This is a genomic window from Crinalium epipsammum PCC 9333 (genome assembly GCF_000317495.1).
GTDB classification, from domain to species: Bacteria; Cyanobacteriota; Cyanobacteriia; order Cyanobacteriales; family PCC-9333; genus Crinalium; species Crinalium epipsammum.
This window is the reverse complement of record NC_019753.1, coordinates 1,140,265-1,161,000: the sequence shown is the minus strand read 5'-3', so window position 1 is coordinate 1,161,000 and position 20,736 is coordinate 1,140,265. Positions and strand designations below refer to the sequence as shown.

Genomic DNA, 20,736 nt, shown 5'->3' with positions numbered 1-20,736 from the left:
TATTTTGCACCACAAAACTCTGTGCAATTAGGTTACGTTAATTATTGTGAAGAAGCTAGATACCCGCCAAATATACCAAAGTCACATCCACCTGATGAGGAAACATCTAACTTAAAACAACATCAAGATTTAAGTGAGCCCCCATAAAACAATAATATTCAACCCCCTGAGTGATTACAACCTATGCCTTAACCTGACAAAATCGCTGCATACGGCTTAAGGGTAAAAGCATGATTATTAAACCCTGGATGGTAATCGGGGGCGTAACATTATTAGTAGCAATGGGGAGTAACATTGTTACTCCTGATGATGTTAGATGGTTTAAACGCTTACAACGCCCCAGATGGCTAACTTTTGAACCTGCTATCCCGATTATTTGGACAATAGTATTTATTTGCGGTGCTTGGTCAGCTTATATTGTATGGACGCGCGACCCAGGTAGCACTAAAACCTGGCTACTAATGGCATTTTATCTGCTAGTAGAAATTGCGATCGTTGCTTACAATCCAGTAATGTTAAGGCTGCGTAGCCTGAAAGCTGGCACAATAGTCGGTGGTATCGGCTCTATTTTAGGGCTGATTCTGTTATTAGTTGTCTTCCCTATCTCCGGCTGGGCATCTTTGTTACTACTCCCTTATGTTATTTGGAGTCCTATCGGTACTTATACAACTTGGGAAATGATGAAGATTAATCCTAACGACGCTTAAATGCACTCACCAGAGTTGTAAAACTGCTTAGACTAAAAGATTACACAAGGTTCATTCTCGATCAACTTGTCTAAGACTGCTTGATAGCTGACTGCTATATTTGCTAAATAAAAAAAGGGTAGCCCAAAGACTACCCAAATCTGAATAAGCGACGAAGCTATCTATTCGCCCTTAAATTTCATCAAAACTATACAGTTACAGCTTTCTTAGCAGTTAATTCGCCCTTAGCATACTTAGCTGCAAAATCATCCAGAGAAATTGGCTTAATCTTGCTAGCATTACCAGCAGCACTAAAAGCTTGGTAACGTTCAGCACAAACCTTCTGCATATATTTGATAGAAGGATTCAAGAAGTGACGAGGATCAAATTCTTCTGGTTTTGCAGCTAAAGCTTCACGTACCGCAGCAGTAATTGCCAAGCGGTTATCGGTGTCAATGTTCACCTTACGGACACCACTCTTGATACCCTTTTGGATTTCTTCGAGAGGTACACCATAGGTTTCAGGAATCTTGCCGCCGTATTGGTTGATTAAAGCTAGCAAATCTTCAGGTACGGAGGAAGAACCGTGCATTACCAAGTGGGTGTTAGGCAGACGGCGGTGAATTTCTTCAATCCGGCTAATTGCCAAAATTTCGCCAGTTGGTTTGCGGGTAAACTTATACGCGCCGTGACTGGTACCAATCGCAACAGCTAAAGCATCTACACCAGTTTGTTCTACAAACTGAACTGCTTCATCTGGGTCAGTTAAAAGCTGGTCGTGGGACAATGTACCTTCAAAGCCGTGACCATCTTCCGCTTCACCCTGCCCAGTTTCCAAAGAACCTAAGCAACCGAGTTCGCCTTCAACGCTGACACCAATAGCGTGAGCAACTTCCACAACTTTGCGGGTAACATCAACGTTGTATTCAAAGCTAGATGGAGTCTTAGCATCTGCCTCCAGTGAGCCATCCATCATCACGCTGGTGAAACCATGACTCATTGCTGAGTAGCAAGTAGCAGGGCTGTTACCATGATCCTGGTGCATGGCAATGGGGATATCAGGATAGGTTTCAACCGCAGCCAAAATCAGATGGCGCAGGAAAGATTCCCCAGCGTACTTACGTGCGCCACGAGAAGCTTGCAAAATCACAGGGCTATCTGTCTCATGGGCAGCCTTCATGATGGCTTGAATCTGCTCCATGTTATTGACGTTGTAAGCTGGGATGCCATAGCCATTCTCAGCCGCATGATCCAGCAGCAAACGCATTGGTACGAGCGCCATAGATAGTCCTCCTAAATTTTTATGTTGTGAGCAGCTAGTTAGCTTGATATGAGCGTAATTATTACGACAATCTTAAGATACTTTACCAAACTCTAATAAATCATATCTGAAATTGAGATGTTCTCTTTCTTTCAGGGATATAAAATTATTTTATGTTGTTTAATATGGGTCGCCCGGGATTCGAACCCGGAACAAATCGGTTAAAAGCCGAGTACTCTACCGTTGAGTTAGCGACCCGATGTATCCGTTGTTTTCACAACGTTTATCAATCTAACATAATTTTCTAAAAAGTCAAAGGTTTTTTTAGAAAAAATTTACTGTAAGGCTCACATGAGTCTCCAAACTTGCTCCTGGTTCTAGCTGGAGCAGGCTTTCCCCAGTATTAAGAGCATTGCGGGCAGCAGTCCAAGGTTCTATGCAGTAATAGTCTTTGCCCTTGACTGTCCAAAAAACTAAGGTGGAATAGCTATCGTCGTAGCTGAGGGTTAATTTTAATTTGCGCCCATTATCAGTAATGGTTGCAGAATTACTGCTTAGTTGCTTGAAGGCTACGTCAATTTCATCTTGGGTGAAATTAAATTCACCGCTAAAAGGATGGGTTGTGTGATGAATTTGGTCGTAATACTCAGATGAGGGAATTTCAAACTGCAACTGTGTCTTATGGGGTGTCCAGAAGTAAGGATGTAAACCTGTAGAAAAGGGCATCTGTTCTAAGGATAATCCTGCTGTCGTTGCCCCATGATTGGTGTAGCGTTGGTGAATCTTTAAAGTATTGCCAATAAGTTCGTAGGTGAAGGCTAGTTGAAAATCAAACGGGTAGACAGCACGGGTTTGATCGTTGCTGTTCAGTACTATGGTAAGGCTGAGGCGGTCTTGGGTTACTTGCTCTGTAACTTCCCAAGGCAAGTCACGAGCAAAACCGTGTTGCTTAAGGGTGTATGGCTGATTTTGAAATGTATAGGTGTTTTCGGGTAAGTTACCACAGATGGGAAACAAAATGGGGATGCCGCCCCGTACACTTAAGTCTGGCTTGGTAAAGCGTTCAGCGTCTAAGTAAAGAATTTCTTGTCCTTGGATACGCCAGCTTGTGATGATACCTCCTCGCTCAGGAACGACTTCAAGTTGTGATTGGGACTTGTCATCGGAGAGGATATAGGTTTTATATTGCTGCTGCTTTTGTGCGATCGCAAACATTGTTTCCCCTAAAAATTTTGGTATGTTTAGCCGTAGCCTTTGATTTAACAGGCTTTTGTCGCTACTTGTGCTGAAATTTAGATATTTTTAACTTTGTGCGATCGCTCCTATTTATGGCTAGAATATTAGTATGAACTAATATTACAGAGTGCGTCAGGAACCTCAGCCTAAAGGCATGAGGCTTGAAAGAGAAATCTAATAAGCCATCCTGACCAGCCTAAGTCAAAACTTGACTACGTTTTTTGAGTCACGACACCTTGGGATGCGAAGCTAGTCCCCTGCTCTGTCGCTAGTAGTTAAACCAACTTTAAGGTCACTGAAGTAGTGCTGCTAGCCTAACAAGCTCAGAAAACCTTGGCGAAGCTAACTTTACCCCAGAAATGGGAGTTTGAGGCAACCATACCTCATCGGAGGGGCAACCATACCCTTCCACCCCGCGAGGGGATTTAAATTAATGTAAAGCCGATGCTCCAAGCACGGGGTTTCTACCCATTTTTCTGATGACGATCAGAAAGCCGCTAACTTTGCTATCTGCTTGCCCTTTTTGGTAGAGAAAAGAGATTTTGTTCTCAGCCGCAATGCTTATTTTGTGTGAATGCCAAGGCAACGTGACTTATTATCAGGTAAAATTAGACAAGTATATTTAAACCTGTCCTTGTCGCGATGCCAGTGTCTTTCGCCGTTGAGATATCCGCATGAGCCTAGCTCAGGTAGATTGCCACCATTAAAACAATTATCTAGAAAATTGCCAAATTCTTACCCGATTTAAGCTACACTTTCAAATTAAATCGCTAACAGCATTTCAATCCCTTACCAAAGAGCAATTATCGTTACTCACAAATAACAAAGGCATTAAATTTGAGTTGGGAATTTAGGATTGGATATTTACGATGGTAACTGCTGGTCAGCCATATACCGATTTCACCGAGAAATTGTGTATAAGGATACATAACCAAGTAAAGTTACCTGGTTTAAGTTTTTTGAAGCTCCATAAATTCTGTGTCCCTGTACTTTGGGATCGCAGTTTCTTTAAGAATATAAAAAATTATCTGATTAGGAGAAGCAACCCATGCTACACCGCAAGATTTATCAACTCTGTTGCGATGGTCGTGAGGTCTGTATTTTCTTGCGGGATCAACAACGTTGGATTGAACGGGCTCGCATTCTTGACATCGAAGGAGATTTAGTTACGATTCGCTACGAGATTGATGAAGAAGATGAAATGTGTTCTTGGGAAGAGATGGTTCGTTTGGAAAGCATTGGTGCAGTAAGTCAGAAGTTAGCTTCTGTACCAAAAGGCAACGCCGAACCGCTAGTTTCTGATGATTGTCCAGAAGCTGAACAAATTCGCCCTCGTTTTCCAGAAGAGTAAGGACGCTAGAGAGGGGGGAGGAGTTAATTAATTTTCTTCTTCCCTGGCACCTTTGCTGCCTCGTCCTCCTTCATCCTTTTTAGCCTCTGGCGGTGCTGGCTCAAAAACAGGACAATAGCCCTCTGGTGTCACTTTAAAACCGTACAGGGGAGATGCTGGGTTCCAACACCTCTGCGATCGCATATAAAGGCAGTTACCGCAGCATTCAAGGTCTATCGGGACACGGGCATTGCTTCTTTGGGTCATCAGTTCGCGTTGTGATAACCCCCGCAATACCAATTCTTCTCCCTGCCAACGCGCTTCTATTAAGCCAGTATCGCCAAAGTTTTGCCAACGCGGATCTGTCGCTATAGTGTTTGGTAGGGTGATTGTTACTAGGGTTTCTAGTTCGGTTAACTCGCCTTCATAGTTGGTTTCTGCTGGGGCTGCTGGTTGTACAAAGGTTTCACCAATGGGTAGTTCTACCAAAGTACCAGCGCCAGGAGAATGCAGGTGGTAGCGGTTCTGCAATTCGTCTAAGCTGGTTAAGTCGGCAAGGTATGTTGGGGAACCGTGAATGAAAATTACGTGCTTGGGACGTAAATTATGGATTAATTGAGTGGTTCCAAGACCGTCAGAATGTTGGGCTAATAAATAGGTTTCTATTTGAGTGCGTTTTGAGATTTCCGGTGGAAGATGGGAAAAGTCAGGATTAACTGAGTACCTGGGTTGTTGGGGTATTAGTACTAGCCAAGATTTGCTATCTGGTTGGCAGTATTGACTCAAATCTACAGTTTGAGGGGTGAGGATAATACTAGGGGATTTTCCAGTAGTGGAAGCTTGTTCTGGGTCTAACCGACGCACACGCGGGCGTACCCGTTCATCCCAAAATAATGATTGATGTCGCGCAAAGTTTTGTACTGAGGCGGGTAGGTTAGGAAGGATTTCTAGGTAAGCGTCACAACCACCAGCTACGGTTTGATCTACCCATATATCTAAATCTCGACCCGTGAACAGGTGATGGCTTCGTAGCAGCATCAAAAGTTCTTGACCTAGACCAAGGTTGGGGACTGGGAGGAGTACAGAATCTTGTTGTGCGATCGCTCTATTAATTCGCTCTGCTAACTGGTTTTCCTGCTGACGACGATGGGGATGGCGGGCTGTGCCATAACTACCTTCAATTATGAGTACGTCTGGCTCAACAGTCCTTAAGGCATCTATGGGTAATCCTTCTACCAGCCTTGAATTAGAAAGGAAAAAATCACCTGTATAGAGGATGGTGTAAGACCTGTACAAGCCTGTATAAGTTAAGAGAATGGCTGCCGCCCCTGGTAGATGTCCAGAGGGAAATAATTCGGCGCATAAACCATCTTGAAACTCTACGGGCGATCGCCAAGATAAAGCTTGACAAAATTGTGGGATTTCAGATTCCCGATCTGACCAGTTAAGGGGCAACAGTTGGCTAGTCACGTCACTGGCGTAAATCGGCAACTTGGGAAAAGCTTGATGTAACGCTAACAAACCCTTGGCGTGGTCTGAATGAGCATGGCTACATAGTACGAGGTCGGCTGGTGGCTTCCCAGAAGTTAATAAAGGTGAAATATCTTCTATACCACAGTCGAGCAGAATGCGGTAGGGACCCATCCGTACTAATAAACAAACCCCTTCGTCTGCATGACCTACGCCAAAGGGAAAACAGGCTAATTCTTCATTACTCTGAGAAAATGCCGACAGACTTTGACTCATGATTTCTTAGCGATTAGCTATCAGCCATCAGCTATCAGGTAAGAGAATTTTAGCCGATTGCTTAACTGTTTTTTGCTTGTAGTCACTCAGATCAATGGCTGACGGCTGAGTGCTGAATGCTATTTAGTGGGCAGAACCGTTGCCATGATAGTTGTCGGAATCATAAAATCCGTTTTTAGTGCCAAAGAATAGGCAAGACACGGTGAAAACAACGGTTAATATTACTAAAATCAGTTTGACATCCATATTTTTTTGTTAATGATGTGAACAGGGCGTTTCAAATTGTATTTTGATGGATTTTACCAAATTTAACCAGATTGTAGAATCAAACTGGCTGGAGCGTCCAGCTACTGAGGTAGCACCAGATTTAGTAGGATGTATGCTGGTGCGACAAATGGCAGATGGGGAAGTTCTGCGAGGAATGATTGTAGAAACTGAAGCCTATTGCCCTGGTGATCCAGCTTGCCATGCTTATCGACGTAGAACAACTCGCAATGGAGTGATGTTTGAAGGCGCTGGAGTGAGCTATGTTTATTTAATTTATGGTCGCTACCACTGTTTAAATGTTGTTACGGATCAAGTTGGGGTTGCTAGTGCTGTTTTAATTCGTGCTTTGCAGCTTGAGTCTTTACCTAATTGGATAGAAACAAATCAGCCGTCAAAATTTCATCGCTTGGCGGCGGGACCTGGTAAGCTTTGCGAGGTATTCAAAATTGATCTGAGTTTGAATGGATTAGTTTTACAGCCAGGTCAACCTTTGTGGTTAGAACATCGTGCGATTGAATTTCAACCTCAATTGGTACAAACTACCAGAATTGGTTTGTCGCAAGGAATTGATTTGCCTTGGCGTTGGTATCTTAAGGATTGTCCTGCTGTTTCTAAACTTTAGATTTTGTTTATAAATAAATTTCTTCGCCTTGTTGGGTAAAGCGAACTTCTTTAATTTTCCAAGTTGGATTATTAGTTAAGGTTTTTTTGATACTGCCAAATAAAGCAAATTGCTCACAACTGGATAGAGAGGTAAATGTTCGTTGGGAATCAGGTGCAACTCGCAAATCAACGGTGGCAACACGATTTGAATTTACGCTGACGCGATACCCAGCTAAAATAAAATCACTGTTGCGCGGTTCTAATACTTCTCCTAGTGCTGCTTGTAAGGAATTTTTAGCTGGGATTACCACTTTTTTTGGTACTAAATTTTGGCACTGATTATCTGCTTGATATATGGTGGCTGTGATTGAGTTTTTGGAGGTAGCGATCGCAGTTTTTTTGTTGATATTAGTGGTGATTTGCGGCTTAACAATAATTGTGGGATTTACTGTTTTAGCTGAAATCAATGTTGATTTATCTGCTTTAAGTGGAGTTTTAAAATTTGTCTGATCTGCCAGAGATTGTAAGTTAGTTTTGTTGCTAGTGTTAGCGTGCAGATAATTACAACTACTGAGACTAATAGCGATTACGCCAGTTAAGACAGAGTAAAGATACTTATTAAATAAATACATAATTTGATCAATCTTGCTGGGAATAGGTAAGGGATTAGTACTTATCTGTGATTGTGAATTATTCCTTCAGGGGATAGCATAGATTTACTGGTATGTATAGTTGATATCAGTATTGATTTCTATAAATTTTATGGACCGAAGTCCATTCCCGAAAAGTAGTAATCTCCCCTAGCCTGGTGGACAAGTCTCCCAGTGCAGGGGAGACTTAGGAGGCTATATGCTTACACAGGAAAATCTGACTTCACTGTCGGACATTGCGGATTTAAACCAGCTAAAGTTTGAACTTAATCACTTGCCAGCCGTTGATGTGGGGGATTATATTGGAGAATTACCCGCAGAACGTCGGGCGATCGCATTTCGATTGCTCAATAAAGGTCAGGCAATTGATGTATTTGAATATTTACCTCCCGAAGTGCAAGAAGAACTAATTGGTTCGTTGCACGATACTCATATACGTCAGATTGTGGAAGCGATGCGACCTGATGATCGCGCAGCATTATTTGATGAGTTACCTGCTGGTGTTGTCAAGCGACTATTACAGCAACTTAGCTCAGAAGAACGACAAGCAACTGCTACGATTTTAGGTTATTTAGATGGCACTGCTGGTCGGGTAATGACGACGGAGTATGTGCGGTTGCGTGAGGGACTAACTGTTGGTGAAGCTTTAAGTAAGATTCGGTTAAGCGATCGCGATAAGGAAACAATTTATTATGCCTACGTTACGGATGACAACCGCAAATTATTGGCGGTTGTATCTTTGCGACAGTTGTTGTTCACGCTACCTGATGCTTTAATTGGCGATATTGCTAGCGATCGCGTTTTGAGGGCGCGTACTGAAATGCCCCAGGAAGAAGTCGCGCAACTAATGAAGCGTTATGACTTAATCGCACTACCTGTAGTTGATCGGGAAGATCGACTGGTGGGAATTATCACAATTGATGACGTTGTAGATATTTTAGAAGAAGAAGCTACTGAAGATATCCAAAAACTGGCGGGTGTGAGTGGTGGTGACGAAGCTGCACTATCTGAACCCCAAGTAACAATTCGCAAGCGGTTGCCTTGGTTGTTAGGTAATATTGTGTTGTATGTTGGAGCAGCGAGTGCGATCGCGCCTTTTCAAAAAACAATTGCTTTAGTACCAGTTTTAGCCGTAATTATGCCAATTTTGTCTAATGCTAGTGGCAATGTGGCAATTCAAGCACTATCGGTAACTGTACGCGGGTTAGGTGTCGGTGAGGTGACACCTGATGATACTTTGCAAATTCTGCGTAAGGAAATTTTGGCTGGTTTAGCTACGGCTTTAGGATTAGGGCTATCTCTGGGTATTTTATCCCTGATTTGGTCTACTCCAAATGAGCGATGGGTAGCAATAGTAGCATCAATGGTGATGTCGATTAATGTATTAGTGGCTGCTACACTCGGAACTTTAATTCCAATGGGTTTGAAGCGATTAAATCTTGATCCAGCTTTAATTAGTGGACCATTACTAACTACTGTATTGGATGCAGTAGGTTTCTTTACTTTTCTTTCGATGATTTCTTTAGCTTTGAATGTTTTTCATTTTAAAAGCTGAATATTTTCAGGATTTAGGCGTTGGCGACCAAAAATGTAATTTATAGCAACCGCCAGAGGTGCTGGGGCATTAGATTTATGGTTTTGGATTAGAAGTTTTGTTTTTTGATCGCAGATGTGAGCAGATAGACGCAGATGACGCAGATGTTAACCACGATTTGTCAAGGGTAGCTTTGGCTGTTGCTATACTATTTATTCATTACTTTTGTAGGGATGTTTTCTTTGTCAACGTCCCTACTTTTTATCAAGGTCTAAAACCAGTGTTTGGGATAAGACCTTTCTTCCGACAAATTATTAAAAACTACCGCGCATAATAATATAATCACAGAACCTTCCAAGGCTGGAGTTAATAAAAAGTCCCAAGAAGGTTTAGTCATCATAACTACTAAAGCAACTGCGCCTGAAGGAGGATGCACAGTTCCGGTAAACTGCATCAAGCCAATTACGGTAGCTACTGCTAATCCCATTGTCCAAGGTTCTGAACCGAAGATATATAAAATAATTAAGCTAACTAAAGCTGCTAGCAAGTTGCCACCAACAAAATTACGTGGTTGTGCTAAAGGGCTATCAGGTACGCCAAATATTAGTACGCTACTAGCACCAAACGGAGCCATGATGAGAGGAGAATTTGTTTTTGCAGATAGGTATGCTGTAACACCAATTGCTATAAAACTACCTAGCCAACTCCAAAAGATATGTTTGTGATGAGGTCTATCTATAGGGCAGGCTAGAGGGCAGGAACGCCACTTTCCGGCGATTTTGAACCAGTAACTTTCCCATTTTAACTTAACTTTTTGGTAACTAGATTTGGGTAAAATGGTGTAAATAGTTCTTTTCTTGGGTAAAGTTTTTTTCATAAAATTCACGGCAATAAACAAATCGCTAAATTAAAAAAATCTTGAATTTATAATAGTGCTGTCAAAAAAACACTAATAAAAAAATATTTTTTTATTAGTTAAACTCAGCTATGATTGAATAATACTATTTAATAATCGCTCAAAACTAAACTACAATTTATGAAATAAAACATTTTATATTAGTCGTTTTTTCATAAAAAATTAACCAAGGTTATTGGTGAAAAATCCCAATATTAGTAAAAATCTTACTAATGTCATCAATTCTTGACATTTACTTTACACTATCTTTTTAAGCTTTAAAATTGTACTCAAGACATATATAAATAACCAATCATTCAAATGATTTTTTCTTATATATTGGCTGAAAGGCTTTTAAATCGAAATTTTCTCAATTGCCTTATTGGTGTAATTTGTTACTGGATTTATAAATTATCTATATGACTACTAGCACCTGGACACGCCACCACATTCTTTCACTAGCTGATTTTGTCCCAGAGGAGTACAACACAGTGTTGCAGACTGCGGCTAGTTTTCGGGAAGTATTATCGCGGCGGGTGAAGAAGGTGCCGACGTTGCAGGGACAGGTGGTTGCTAATTTGTTTTTTGAATCATCTACTCGCACTCGTAGCAGTTTTGAATTGGCTGCTAAACGCCTTTCGGCTGACACGATTAATTTTGCGCCCAGTACATCTTCCTTAACTAAGGGAGAAACAATTTTGGATACAGCCAAGACTTATCTGGCTATGGGTGCAGATATGATGGTAATTCGGCATAAGGAAGCGGGTGTACCACAGGCGATCGCACAGGAAATGGATCGCTTAGGTGTGCGCGTGGGAATTTTAAATGCTGGTGATGGTCAACATGAACATCCTTCTCAAGGATTATTAGATTTATTTACCATCTGTTCTGTATTAAATGCGACAAACCCTAATTTAGAACTGCTTGCAGATAAAAAAATTGCTATTGTTGGAGATATTTTACATTCGCGGGTTGCCAGATCGAATATTTGGAGTTTAACAGCGAGTGGCGCTGAGGTACATTTAGCTGCGCCACCAACTTTAGTACCACAATTATTTACTCACTTTGGTACAAATCGACCTGGAAAGCTATTTTTACATTGGGAAATTGAACCTGCTTTGCAAGATGCTGATTTTGTGATGACGTTGCGGTTACAAAAAGAACGAATGACCCAGCATTTGTTACCAAGTTTGCGAGAATATCATCAGCGATATGGAATTACGCGCGATCGCCTAAAGTTATGCAAACCTGGTGTTAAAATTTTACACCCTGGACCAGCTAACAGGGGAGTTGAAATTAGTTCTGATTTAATGGATGACCCAGAGTTAAGTTTAATTCCTCAGCAGGTGACTAATGGAGTTGCTGTGCGGATGGCACTGCTTTATTTGATGGGTAGTGGTAAAGCTTGATGTCAAAAGACCTGTGCAAAAATGAATGTAGAGACGTACTATAGTACGTCTCTACAAGAATTATAGCTTCAGGAAAAGATTATGATTTCCGAGCCTCAATACCCTCAAAAAATGACGGCTGAAGAATATCTAGAATGGGAAGCCAAGCAGGAATTTCGCCATGAATATGTTGATGGCGAGATTTTAGCGATAACAGGGGGTAGTATTCCTCATAATGATATTGCCCTTAACTTCTATACAGCACTAAGACCCCATCTAAGAAAGAGAGGCTGTCGAGTTAATGTATCAGATGTAAAAGTTCAGGCTAATAAAAACAGTCGTTATTTCTATCCAGATTTAGTGGTTAGTTGCGAACCCGAAGATTTGAAATCTCGCGAATTTATTCAACATCCTAAAGTTATTATTGAAGTGCTTTCTCCTAGTACAGCTTCCTACGACCGCAATAAAAAGCTCAAATACTATCGCCAAATTCCCAGTTTGCAAGAGTATGTTTTAGTAGATTCAGAAGAAATAGCTGTTGAGGTTTATGAGCGAGGGGAAGGTAAAATGTGGCTTTACTATCCCTACACCGAGGGGGATGCGATCGCATTAAAAAGCATTGATTTTGAGTGTCCCATTGAACTTTTGTATGAAGGTGTTAGCTGGGCATGAGGCAGGCACTCTTCTCCTCCCTCCTCCCTCCCTAAAATTACTGTGCGATCGCCATCACATCATGCACCGTTTTTAATAATTCCTGACCTGAGTAAGGTTTCAACAAAAAGCTTTTTACGCTCGAACCCGCCATTTCAGCAATTTTAGCGTTGGATTCTAGCCCACTAACAGCAATTATTCTGACATGAGGATTAATTTTTTGTAATGTACGAATCGTTAATGAACCATCCATAGAAGGCATCATCATATCAGCTAATACTAAACGAATTTCTTCTTTATGTTGTGCGTATAATGTGATTGCTTCAACTCCATCTTTAGCCGTTATAACTTGATAACCACCTACTTCTAAGGACAATTTAGTAACTTGACAAATTGCTTCTTCATCGTCAACAACTAAAATTAATTCTCCTTGACCAGAACGAAGATCATTTTGTTGATGTTGTTCTACCTGTGTCTCAGATACTTCAACTGCGGGTAAGAAAACTTTGAATTGTGTACCTTTGCCAATTTCGCTATAAACTTTAATAAAACCACCGTGACTTTTGATGATTCCAATAGCTGTAGAAAGACCAAGCCCTGTACCTTTACCTAATTCTTTTGTAGTAAAAAATGGGTCAAAAATTTTATCTATTATTTCACTATTAATTCCTGTGCCAACATCTGATACAGTAATTACCACATAATAGCCAACTTTGGCATCAATATTGATCCGAGCATAACTTTCATCAATATAAATATTTTCCGCAGTAATACTCAGTTTGCCACCGTCGGGCATCGCGTCACGAGCATTGACGCAAAGATTAAGTAAAATTTGATGTAATTGTGTCGCGTCACCCGATACAGTCCAAAGTTCTGAACTTATATCTGTATAAATTTCGATAGATTTGGGAAAGGTTTCTTTGGCTATTTGCTTAATTTCAGCAATTATATGTCTAATTTGGAGAGTAGCGCGATCGCCTTCGTAACCTCTAGCAAAAGATAGCACTTGCTTGACTAAATTTGCCCCACGTTTAACATTATTTTCTAATATTTCCAGCCACTCTTGACTCTGATGATCTAAAAGTTTTAATTGTAATAATTGCACCGCCATCAAAATTGGTGCTAAAACATTATTTAAATCATGAGCAATACCACCTGCAAGCGTACCCAAACTTTCCATGCGCTGGGTGCGAAGAAACTGCAATTCTAGTTGTTTTTTCTCTGTAATGTCAGTGTTAACAACAAGAATAGACTTGGGCTTTTGTTGTTGATCTTCTACAAGTGTCCAACGACTTTGAACAATAATTTTTTTACCATCTTTGGTGAATTGATTTAGCTCACCTTGCCATTCACCATTTGCTGTTAGTTGCTGCTCTATTTCTAAAAGTGCTTCCTCAGCTTGTTTATATAGCAACTGATTAACATTTTGATTTAATGCTTCTGTAACTGAAAATCCATATAAATGCTCCGCACCTTTGTTCCAAAAAAGGATACGGTTTTCTAAATCTTGCACAAAGATTGCGTCGGTAGCAATATCTAGTAAAGCTGCTTGTTCACGAATTTTATGTTCTGACTGTTTACGTTCAATAGCGTAGCGGATAGAACGTTCTAGTAGTTGTGCGCCTAGCTTACTTTTATCTAAATAATCAGCCGCGCCAGCTTTCATTGCAATCAAGTCTATTTCGTGATCGCCCTGCCCAGTTAATAATATAATTGGTGCTTGACAACCAAGTGCGATCGCTTCTTGCAACAGTTCTAAACCGTTATACTCACCCAAACGGTAATCTAATAAATAAACATCGTGTTCCTTTTTGGCAATTATTTCCAAAGCAGCATCATAAGTTGCTACCCATTCTAGGGTGAATTTTGCTCTCTGAATTTCTGAAAGCCACTCGGCAGTCAAAATATAATCATCTTCATCATCATCAACTAGAAGTACTCTAGCTCGATCTTTGTTTATTACCATCTTCTATTCCTGCTGAAGGCAGTTGCACAATTTCAAACCAATATTGTCCTAATGATTTCATTACATTGACTAACCCTGTGAATGTTACAGGTTTTGTAATGAAAGAGTTAGCCCCCAAGTCGTAGCTACGAAAAATATCATGTTCAGCCTGGGATGTAGTTAAAATTACTACGGGAATTTGTCTAAGATGTGGGTGGTTTTTGATTTCTGTTAGGGCTTCTCTACCATCTTTTTTAGGCATATTCAAATCGAGCAGAATTAGCCCTGGACGTGGAGATTTATTAGTATCGGCATAATCGCCACGTTGATACAAATAATCCATTAACTCCTCGCCATCATTGACAAAGTAGATATCGTTAGATAATCGGCTTTCTGCTAGGGCATCTTTTGCCAACAAGCAGTCGTCCTCATCGTCATCCGCCATTAATATGGTGACTGGTTGCCGCCCCTTCAATATTTTTTTCTCCTTTATTTGCAATACTTGGCAATGTCACAATAAATTTTGCTCCATGCCCAAGCTGACTTTTAGCAGTGATACTACCATTATGCTGCTCAACGATTTTACGGCAAATAGCTAAACCCATTCCTGTTCCTTCGTATTCGCTGCGACTATGCAGGCGTTGGAAAACATTGAAGATGCGGTCAAGATACTTTTCATCGAAGCCAATGCCATTGTCTTCTACTACTATTTCGTAATTATCACTTACTGGAGAGAAATTAGATGGCGGTTGTATGTGATTATTGATACTTTTGCTGTAAATTTTGATAACTGGCGCTTCCTCCTCTGGGTGAAATTTTAAGGCGTTGCTAATCAAATTTTGAATTAATTGACGCATTTGTAAGGGATCAGCATCAATTGTTGGTAAATTATCTACTTCAACGCGCCCTTTTGTTTGTTGGATGCGTATTTCCAGATCCGATAATACTTCTTGTACTACTTGATTTAAATCAACTGTAACAAAGCGTTGCGATTTGGTAGTAACTCGTGAGAGGCTTAGTAAATCATTAATTAGTACTTGCATTCGTTGTGCAGCACTCTGCATTCTTTCTAGATAGTCAATGCCTTGCTCATTAAGGACATTACTGTGTTTAAGTTTGAGGCGATCGCCAAATGCTTGAATTTTCCGCAGGGGTTCTTGTAAGTCGTGGGAAGCGATGTAAGCAAATTGTTGGAGTTCTTCATTAGAACGCATAAGTTCTAAACGCTGGCGGGTTTCTTGCTCTAAAAGTTGGGATTGTGCTAAAGCTATGCTAATTTGGTTGGCTAGTTGTTCTAAAAGTTCAGTTTCAAAACTAGACCATTGGCGCGTATTTTCACATTGATGAGCAATTAGTAATCCCCAAAGCTGTTCATTTAAGATAATGGGTACTACTAATTTAGCTTTCACATTAAAATTTTGCACAAAATCAGTTAAACATGGTGCTAATTCACCGTTTGTGACATCGGAGATGGCACGAATTCTTCCTTTGCTATAGAGTTCTCGGTATTCTTCAGGAAAGACTTCTGAGGGGAAGGTTTTTTCTAAGATTGACGACCATTGAGGGTTAACAGATTCAGCGATCGCACTACCAGTACCATCTGCCAAAATTCTATAAACTAAAACACGGTCAGCTTGCAGAATCCTTTTTATTTCTGTAACGGTGCTTTCCAGAATTTCTTCTAATTGTAAAGATTGACGAATTTTTAAGCTGATTTCGGAAAATAATTGCGCCCGTCGATTTTGCAGTTGTAACTCAGCTTGTGCAAGTTTTCGCTCGGTAATATTCTTAAAGTAAACAGACATTCCATCTTTTGATGGATAAGCGTAAACTTCAAACCAACTATTTAGGGGTGAATAAAATTCTTCAAAGGTAACGCTGACTCGTTCTGATACAACTTTACGATAGTTGCGCTCAAACATAGAACCGACTGCGTGTGGAAACTCATCCCAGATACTTTCATCAATCAATTCTTCTCGCTTTCTCTGTAACAATACCTCTGCTTGATGGTTGAGGTAAGTAAATTTCCACTGTTCATCTACAGCAAAAAAGGCATCAGTAATACTTTCCAAAATATTGTTGATGCGGTTGCGTGTTGCTTCTGCTTCTGCACGGGCGGTTTGTTCTCGTTGTAATAATTGCTGACGTTCTTGTTCTGCTAATTTTTTAGGAGTGACATCACGAGCGATCGCATATACTAAACCTGCCTCAACTACTGCAACTGATTTCCAGGCTAACCACTTCAAAGAGCCATCTTTACAACGGTAACGATTTTCAAAGTATTGAGTCAGGTTGCCATTAGCCAACTTTTCTGATTCAGCATTCGTAACGTTTATATCTTCAGGATGAACAAAATTTAAGTATGGTTGTGTTAATAATTCCTCTGTTGTGTAACCAGTAGTTTCTTCCCAAGCTGGGTTTAAGCGGGTGAAATAGCCATCAAAATTAGCAATAGCTAAATTATCTAGTGATAAACTAAAGAAGCGATCGCGCTCTGCTTCTGCAAGTTTGCGATCGTGAATATCTGTGTTAGTTCCAAACCAACTAACAATTCGACCATCCTCATCATATATAGGTACTGCACGCCCCAAGTGCCAGCGATAAGTAGCTTCAGATGCTTTAAATAGTCGAAATTCAATTTCGTAACGTTCACCTGTCGCCAAAGACTCGCCCCAAATTTCCAAACATTTAGGCAAATCATCTGGATGAATCACCGACTGCCATCCAGCATCAATCATTTCGTCAAAGCTGCGCTCAAAATAATCCAAAACACGCTTATTTACATACTCGAGCAAACCATTTGGTCGCGCTGTCCACACTTGTTGCGGTATTGCTTCATTTATAATCCGAATACGCTGCTCACTTCGGCGTAACGCTTCCTCTGCTCGCTTACGCTCAGTAACGTCACGGGCAATACCCCGATATCCGATCAGTACGCCTTGATCGTCAAACACCGGAGAACCGCTAGTTTCTAACACAACTAAATTGCCATTTTTGTGAATTAGCGTTTTTTCTAGATTAATGAATGGTGCTTTTTTAGACAGAAACTCACTAATTACTAACAAAAATCGCTGTGCTTCAGTTACAGACATTAAGTCGAAAGTTGTTTTTCCAATTAACTCTACGGGTTCATAGCCCACAATTTTTTGCACTTGCGGACTAACGTAGGTAAACGCAGCATTAGCATCAATTTCCCAAACCCAGTCGTTAGTTTGTTCAACTAAAGAGCGAAACTTTTCTTCACTTAGGCGCAGTGCTTGTTCATTTCGCTTGCGTTCTTCCAGTTGAGCGAGTCGTGTCGCCCAAGTCTGCCGTTCAATCTTTACTTGTTCTACATAATTACGGAAAAAATCAGCTAAACCAGGTTCTTCTGAAATTAAAGGTGCAAGATAGTTAATAGCTCGCTGATCCTCTTCATACATGACTTCTGGATAAGCTTCCATCCATTCATGGCAAGTTTTTACATAAGCAATAAGGGTGATTAAATGCTGGTAGTTGATATTTCCTAGTAGACGGCGTAACTCAAATTTATAAAATTCTGCTTCTTCTTTGGCGACAGCAATATAAATTGCACAGTAAAGCAAACTTTCTTCAACAACAGAGTTTTCTGCTGGCAAGTTGGTTTGTAAATCTGGCTGTGCTTGTAGTACTTGCAGATGCTTGTTAATCTCTGTTTCTTGTGGTGGCGACGCTTGCAACAGTGCCAATACTTCCCGCGCTTCCACTCCCAAGGGACGTAGGGAGCTACTATGAACGATCATGCAATAGGGAACAGAACAGTAGCGTGATAAGTAGGTGGAAAGTTTTTCTTTAAATATGGGGGATAGGGGATTATTTAAATACGCGCTCCGTGTTTGTTGCCATAAATTTTCAAATACATGAGGGTTCCCTAATGCTGAACTAAAGAACGGAGGGAAAAAACCTAATGTCTGCTGTATTTCTGCTTTAATCTCCTCGCTGGTTCGCATAGATGATATTGCTATTTCTTTAACCTCGGCAGCAACAGGTGTAAGTATTGAGCTATGAGTATTGATTTGCAGGTGCGAATTTGTTTGAAAGTAGGCTTTTTCCGCTAAACTATTTCGTCGGATTTCTAGCTGGTTAACTACTTGAAGGCTCAAGAGGCGAAGTGCTTCTAGCTGTTGGCTCGTTAGTTCTCGTGGTTTATAGTCAACTACACAAAGAGTGCCAATTGAATACTCTCCAGGTACAATCAAAGGTACACCAGCGTAAAACCGGACGTAGGGATAATTATTTACTACAGGGTTTGATCGTGATTGTTCATCGGCTAATGTATCTGGGATTACTAGCCCGTCACGTTGCTGAATACACCGATGACACAAACCGATTTTAGGTGGCATTTGGGTGATTTCTAGCCCAATATGAGCTTTGAACCACTGGAGGCGATCGTCAATAAAATTGATTACTGCTACTGGAGTTTGACAAATCTGGGCTGCTAAACGTGCGATCGCATCAAATGTTTCTTCCGGCGGTGTCTCTACTATCTGATACTGGTGCAGGGCTGCAAGCCTATTTACTTCGTTTTGAGCTTCTGTAACTTTCATAATTTAAAAATATTTTAATATTTGGCAAGTAATCAGAGTTTATTAAGCCTGCTGTCTTTATTGTTCCCAAGCGTAAGTTTTCTGGATAAATCAAAATATATTTATGCTCAATTAAACGATCATCCCAAAAGTGTAATGACTACAGTACCCAATTTTCTCAACACTCCTACCTCAAGTGTAAAAGATCTGGCAATTACTTTTGCTCCCTTATCGCTTGAAGAGGTTTATGCTTTAGCTGATGATCAAGCTAATGGCGCAGTAGTAGTTATGAGTGGGATGGTACGCAATCAAACTGATGGAAAACCAGTAGTTTGCTTGGAGTATCAAGCTTATGAACCAATGGTAATCAATATTTTCAAGCAAATAGCTACTGAAATTCGCTCTAAATGGTCAAATATTAATCGGGTAGTAATTCATCATCGCACAGGCAAATTAAAAATTGGTGAAATCAGTGTGTTGATAGCTGTCGGTAGTCCTCACCGTGCAGAAGCTTTTGAAGCTTGTCGTTACGCGATTGATACACTCAAGCATAATGCTCCCATTTGGAAAAAGGAGTGGTATAACGAGCTAGACGGTAAACTATCTAGTAGCTGGGTGAGTATTGCTGCTTGTGAAACTCAAGAATCTTGTTGACTGTTGACTGCTATGAAACCTAGATCCCTCTGAGCAACCCCTTAAAAAGGGGGGGATATTCAAAGTCCCCCTTCTTAAGGGGGATTTAGGGGGATCTCTAGGTAAGACCTGTAAGTATTGCAATTTGTAAAAATTAATACATTTATAAAGTTTATTCCTTTAGACTGATGTCCAATTCTTATTATTTGGATAGCAGGAGTAGATCCATGCCCAATTTAAATTGGCACGATTATCTAGTTTTTATTTCTTTGATAGCTTGTATTGCTGGTCTAATTTTACTATTTTATCCCGCTCCAATTACAGATGAAACGGAAAGCAGTGATGAACGAATACTGTTGATGATGACTTTTTCATACTGGATAGTTTATTGCCTTGCTACTGTCGTTCAAAAGCTGCAACTACCTGATTGGGATATATTACTACTAAGCTTGAAGTTTACGGCGTTGATTTCTTATTGTTTAACTTGTTCTTGCATATTGATTTTGCCACTACGCCGTTTAGCATCAATATATGCGGAATAGGATGTAGCGCGATCGCTCTTTTTGTCTGAACGCAGATTAAGTTACCCATAAACAAGATTACTTGAGTTTCAGTTTCATAGCTATTGCGATCGCTTCCTCTAATTCACCTTGGCTAAGGTTGGTGAGGATAAACACTTCCTGAAAGGTTTTACCTGCCCTAGCAATAATTTTAAATCCTCCCAGAATTGGTACGGATATTTTTAGTTGCAAACGGGGGGAATGACCTTTAGCCCGTCCGATTACTGCGGGTGTAATTGTTTGAATGCCTGTATAACTGGTGAGCCGATCTAAAATGGGAATCAACCCAGGAATATGTGTCGAATGGTTCCACACCAACCTGCCACTGTTAGGTTTATTCATGGCGTTAAGCTGCCTCTAGGGGTGCCATTGTCAAACCTGCGCGTCTAAGTTGCTGATGGTAAAGTTCAGCTTGTTCTTGAGGACCAACCCAAACAACAGCTTGACCTTCAAAATGAATTTGGTTGGTAAGTTCCCAGGCGTGATCGGCACTTATCCCAGGGATATACTTAATTAAACACTTAGTAACGTGTTCAAAGGTGTTGAAGTCATCATTCAACACAATCACTTTATAGTTAGGATAAGTTTTGCGGACAACTTCGCTAACCTTGTCAGGGGTTACAGTTGGTGAAGTAGCCATAGCAGTAGTTAATGAAATTAATGTATTCATAGGCTGTTAAATCAACTTTAGTAAACTTACATTATTTATTAATAATTTACATCGTCTTAATGTCCAACACCTACACGCTAAGTTGGAACAAACCTTTAGCTTAACACTTTGTAAAGAATATTTACTAATCTCACGAG

The 20,736-nt window shown here is 40.5% G+C and carries 18 protein-coding genes, 1 tRNA gene and 1 pseudogene; 8 read left to right on the top strand and 12 right to left on the bottom strand.

Annotation, left to right across the window (positions count from 1 at the left end):
* The first annotated feature begins 233 nt into the window (after nt 1-233).
* Nucleotides 234-707 (top strand): TspO/MBR family protein, encoded by a 474-nt coding sequence (locus tag CRI9333_RS05020; protein WP_041226374.1) that lies wholly within the window; start codon nt 234-236, stop codon nt 705-707.
* 187 nt (nt 708-894) lie between these two features.
* On the opposite strand, the gene fba is transcribed toward CRI9333_RS05020, so the two are convergent.
* The 3 genes from fba to CRI9333_RS05005 form a co-directional block, all read right to left on the bottom strand.
* Nucleotides 895-1,968: a class II fructose-bisphosphate aldolase gene (gene fba / locus CRI9333_RS05015; protein WP_015202078.1), complete on the bottom strand. Its 1,074-nt coding sequence runs from the start codon at nt 1,966-1,968 to the stop codon at nt 895-897.
* Between the two features lie 165 nt (nt 1,969-2,133).
* Nucleotides 2,134-2,205: transfer RNA gene (locus tag CRI9333_RS05010), tRNA-Lys, on the bottom strand.
* 66 nt (nt 2,206-2,271) lie between these two features.
* Nucleotides 2,272-3,162, bottom strand: coding sequence for an aldose epimerase family protein (locus CRI9333_RS05005; RefSeq protein ID WP_015202077.1), 891 nt, complete (start codon nt 3,160-3,162; stop codon nt 2,272-2,274).
* A 1,069-nt stretch (nt 3,163-4,231) separates the two neighbouring features.
* On the opposite strand from CRI9333_RS05005, the gene CRI9333_RS05000 reads away from it, so the two are divergent.
* On the top strand, nt 4,232-4,534 hold the full coding sequence (locus tag CRI9333_RS05000; RefSeq protein WP_015202076.1) for a DUF6679 family protein: 303 nt from the start codon (nt 4,232-4,234) through the stop codon (nt 4,532-4,534).
* A gap of 27 nt (nt 4,535-4,561) precedes the next feature.
* On the opposite strand, the gene CRI9333_RS04995 is transcribed toward CRI9333_RS05000, so the two are convergent.
* The gene (locus CRI9333_RS04995; protein ID WP_015202075.1) at nt 4,562-6,259 is read right to left on the bottom strand and encodes an MBL fold metallo-hydrolase; all 1,698 of its coding nucleotides are present in this window, start codon (nt 6,257-6,259) and stop codon (nt 4,562-4,564) included.
* Nucleotides 6,260-6,551: 292 nt separating this feature from the next.
* Here CRI9333_RS04995 and CRI9333_RS04985 point away from each other — a divergent pair, with 292 nt between their 5' ends.
* Nucleotides 6,552-7,148, top strand: a complete 597-nt coding sequence (locus tag CRI9333_RS04985; protein ID WP_015202073.1) for a DNA-3-methyladenine glycosylase — start codon at nt 6,552-6,554, stop codon at nt 7,146-7,148.
* 7 nt (nt 7,149-7,155) lie between these two features.
* On the opposite strand, the gene CRI9333_RS04980 is transcribed toward CRI9333_RS04985, so the two are convergent.
* Entirely contained in the window at nt 7,156-7,761 is a 606-nt protein-coding gene (locus tag CRI9333_RS04980; protein ID WP_015202072.1) for a GerMN domain-containing protein, read from the bottom strand.
* 217 nt (nt 7,762-7,978) lie between these two features.
* Between CRI9333_RS04980 and mgtE the strand changes: the two genes are divergently transcribed.
* Nucleotides 7,979-9,334 (top strand): magnesium transporter, encoded by a 1,356-nt coding sequence (mgtE, locus tag CRI9333_RS04975; protein WP_015202071.1) that lies wholly within the window; start codon nt 7,979-7,981, stop codon nt 9,332-9,334.
* Between the two features lie 250 nt (nt 9,335-9,584).
* On the opposite strand, the gene CRI9333_RS04970 is transcribed toward mgtE, so the two are convergent.
* Entirely contained in the window at nt 9,585-10,190 is a 606-nt protein-coding gene (locus tag CRI9333_RS04970) for an HPP family protein (RefSeq protein ID WP_015202070.1), read from the bottom strand.
* A gap of 437 nt (nt 10,191-10,627) precedes the next feature.
* On the opposite strand from CRI9333_RS04970, the gene CRI9333_RS04965 reads away from it, so the two are divergent.
* Both CRI9333_RS04965 and CRI9333_RS04960 read left to right on the top strand, forming a co-directional pair.
* A complete protein-coding gene (locus CRI9333_RS04965; RefSeq protein WP_015202069.1) occupies nt 10,628-11,617 on the top strand; it encodes an aspartate carbamoyltransferase catalytic subunit in 990 nt (329 codons plus the stop codon).
* Nucleotides 11,618-11,698: 81 nt separating this feature from the next.
* Nucleotides 11,699-12,268 carry a Uma2 family endonuclease gene (locus CRI9333_RS04960; RefSeq protein WP_015202068.1) on the top strand — a complete coding sequence of 190 codons (570 nt, stop codon included), beginning with the start codon at nt 11,699-11,701 and terminating at the stop codon, nt 12,266-12,268.
* Nucleotides 12,269-12,305: 37 nt separating this feature from the next.
* Here CRI9333_RS04960 and CRI9333_RS04955 read toward each other — a convergent pair whose 3' ends face one another.
* The 4 genes and pseudogenes from CRI9333_RS04955 to CRI9333_RS28675 all read right to left on the bottom strand — a co-directional run.
* Nucleotides 12,306-14,213, bottom strand: coding sequence for a hybrid sensor histidine kinase/response regulator (locus CRI9333_RS04955; RefSeq protein WP_015202067.1), 1,908 nt, complete (start codon nt 14,211-14,213; stop codon nt 12,306-12,308).
* Nucleotides 14,188-14,667 carry a response regulator gene (locus tag CRI9333_RS04950; protein ID WP_015202066.1) on the bottom strand — a complete coding sequence of 160 codons (480 nt, stop codon included), beginning with the start codon at nt 14,665-14,667 and terminating at the stop codon, nt 14,188-14,190. The genes CRI9333_RS04955 and CRI9333_RS04950 overlap by 26 nt, the downstream gene beginning before the upstream one ends.
* Nucleotides 14,627-16,714, bottom strand: coding sequence for a PAS domain-containing sensor histidine kinase (locus CRI9333_RS28680; RefSeq protein ID WP_449240160.1), 2,088 nt, complete (start codon nt 16,712-16,714; stop codon nt 14,627-14,629). Before CRI9333_RS28680 ends, CRI9333_RS04950 begins: the two co-directional genes overlap by 41 nt.
* Nucleotides 16,697-18,757: pseudogene (locus CRI9333_RS28675) on the bottom strand (PAS domain S-box protein); the annotation flags it as partial. The pseudogene CRI9333_RS28675 and the gene CRI9333_RS28680, both read right to left, overlap by 18 nt.
* 135 nt (nt 18,758-18,892) lie before the next feature.
* On the opposite strand from CRI9333_RS28675, the gene CRI9333_RS04940 reads away from it, so the two are divergent.
* Entirely contained in the window at nt 18,893-19,390 is a 498-nt protein-coding gene (locus CRI9333_RS04940) for a molybdenum cofactor biosynthesis protein MoaE (protein ID WP_015202064.1), read from the top strand.
* A 206-nt stretch (nt 19,391-19,596) separates the two neighbouring features.
* Nucleotides 19,597-19,911: a hypothetical protein gene (locus CRI9333_RS04935; protein WP_015202063.1), complete on the top strand. Its 315-nt coding sequence runs from the start codon at nt 19,597-19,599 to the stop codon at nt 19,909-19,911.
* 57 nt (nt 19,912-19,968) lie between these two features.
* Here CRI9333_RS04935 and CRI9333_RS04930 read toward each other — a convergent pair whose 3' ends face one another.
* Nucleotides 19,969-20,271, bottom strand: coding sequence for a DUF2103 domain-containing protein (locus CRI9333_RS04930; RefSeq protein ID WP_015202062.1), 303 nt, complete (start codon nt 20,269-20,271; stop codon nt 19,969-19,971).
* A gap of 4 nt (nt 20,272-20,275) precedes the next feature.
* Nucleotides 20,276-20,599, bottom strand: a complete 324-nt coding sequence (gene clpS / locus CRI9333_RS04925) for an ATP-dependent Clp protease adapter ClpS (RefSeq protein ID WP_015202061.1) — start codon at nt 20,597-20,599, stop codon at nt 20,276-20,278.
* Nucleotides 20,600-20,736 lie beyond the last annotated feature (137 nt).